Origin of the sequence: Anaerophaga thermohalophila DSM 12881, from assembly GCF_000191885.1 — a bacterium.
In the GTDB taxonomy this organism is placed as follows: domain Bacteria; phylum Bacteroidota; class Bacteroidia; order Bacteroidales; family Marinilabiliaceae; genus Anaerophaga; species Anaerophaga thermohalophila.
On the sequence record NZ_AEWI01000193.1, the window covers coordinates 1 to 1,671 of the forward strand.

The window sequence follows — 1,671 nt, forward strand, 5'->3', positions numbered from 1 at the left end:
CCAAATTTTTTAAAAGCAACAAAAAGACGATGGTCGAGGGAGGTCTCTGCCACCTGAAACAATTGAGAAGAAGAAAGCGGAAACCAGATTAAAACTCTTCCTTAATGGAATAGACGTTTCTGTCGGGCTGATTTCGGGTGACCAATTCTGCAAGGAAGCCGGTAACAAAGAGCTGTGTTCCGAGTATCATGCAAACCAGACCGATATAAAAGAAAGGATTATTGGTAACAAGTTGTGCCTCAACACCATGAGCCACACAATAAAGTTTATGGGCGCCCAGCCAAATTGCCAGGGCAAAACCAATTAAAAACATTAATGTTCCCAATGCTCCAAATAAATGCATCGGACGATTCCCGAACTTTGAGATAAACATCACCGATAAAAGGTCCAGAAATCCTTTCAGAAAACGATCCATCCCAAATTTAGATACGCCATATTTTCGTTCATGATGGTTCACAATCTTCTCTGTAATATTGTTAAATCCGGCCCGCTTAACAAGAATAGGTATATACCTGTGCATTTCGCCGTAAACTTCTATATTCTTAACCACTTCGGATTTATACGCCTTTAACCCGCAATTAAAATCGTGTAGTTTAATCCCGGAAACCAGTCGTGCTGTAAGGTTAAATAATTTACTGGGCAATGTTTTGTTCAGGGGGTCACGCCGTTTCTTTTTCCAGCCGCTAACCAAATCAAACCCTTCTTTCCTGATCAAACGGTACAATTCCGGAATTTCGTCGGGATTATCCTGAAGATCGGCATCCATAGTGATTACCACATCTCCCTTTGCGGCTTTAAAACCTGTATTTAGCGCGGCAGATTTACCATAGTTACGTCGAAACCGTATCCCTCTTAAATAACCAAATCGACTTTTTAGGTTGAGAATGGTTTCCCACGATTTATCAGAACTGCCATCATCGACGAGCACAACCTCAAACGAAACACGCATTTTTTGAAGTACCTCATCAATCCATGCAATCAGTTCGGGCAAAGATTCCTCTTCATTATATAAAGGAATAACTATCGATAAATCCATTATTCAACTTCTTTCATAGCTTCAGTAAAAGGATCGGCCTTTCGACGTTGAAATATTGCAATTACCAAAGAAAAAAGGAAAGCCCAAAGGCCTGTAGAAAAAATTCCGGAAATGATTAATGCTACCGGATTAATCATAAGCTTCCCGTACATTTCTGTCATCTGAAGTACTTCATCCTCCGCCATGCCGACCGCAAGATAAGTCTCCTGCATCTGAACAATTAAATCCTCAATATAGCCGGGGTTGATAACTTTCAGATAGAAAAACAAATAGGCACCAACAATAATTCCCGAAAGAATTCCCATACGGGTTCCCACCCAAACTCCCTGCCAGTATGACAGGAATCCGTCCATAAAATGCTCGCGGTATCGAACCATTGAAACATGAATAAATCCGGCAAAAACGATCCAGGTCAGCAGGCTATGGAAAAAAGAGTCCATTATGCCGGTAATATGGGCAAAATAATATACAACGGCCAGAGTAAGCCCCATGAAGGTTCCCTGGTTGAGGATAAAGCGTGCCTTAAGCTTTTTTGTATCTTTAATGTCTTCAGATGATGACGTTTCCATAATCTAAAAAATTAACAATGAGTACGGTCTAAAAAGCATCTTTGTTGCCAAACTCGTTGTTGTTTT

Annotated in this window: 2 protein-coding genes; both read right to left on the reverse strand. The window is 40.6% G+C overall.

Annotated elements, in window-relative coordinates:
- Nucleotides 1-88: 88 nt before the first annotated feature.
- On the reverse strand, nucleotides 89-1,036 hold the full coding sequence (locus tag ATH1_RS0117580; protein ID WP_010422362.1) for a glycosyltransferase family 2 protein: 948 nt from the start codon (nucleotides 1,034-1,036) through the stop codon (nucleotides 89-91).
- The gene (locus ATH1_RS0117585) at nucleotides 1,036-1,605 is read right to left on the reverse strand and encodes a DUF4199 domain-containing protein (RefSeq protein WP_010422358.1); all 570 of its coding nucleotides are present in this window, start codon (nucleotides 1,603-1,605) and stop codon (nucleotides 1,036-1,038) included. The genes ATH1_RS0117580 and ATH1_RS0117585 overlap by 1 nt, the downstream gene beginning before the upstream one ends.
- Nucleotides 1,606-1,671 lie beyond the last annotated feature (66 nt).

Excerpts from the sequence above, each read along its gene's own strand:
- ATH1_RS0117580 (WP_010422362.1), bottom strand. The coding sequence starts at position 1,036 with ATGGATTTATCGATAGTTATTCCTTTATATAATGAAGAGGAATCTTTG.
- ATH1_RS0117585 (WP_010422358.1), bottom strand. The coding sequence starts at position 1,605 with ATGGAAACGTCATCATCTGAAGACATTAAAGATACAAAAAAGCTTAAG.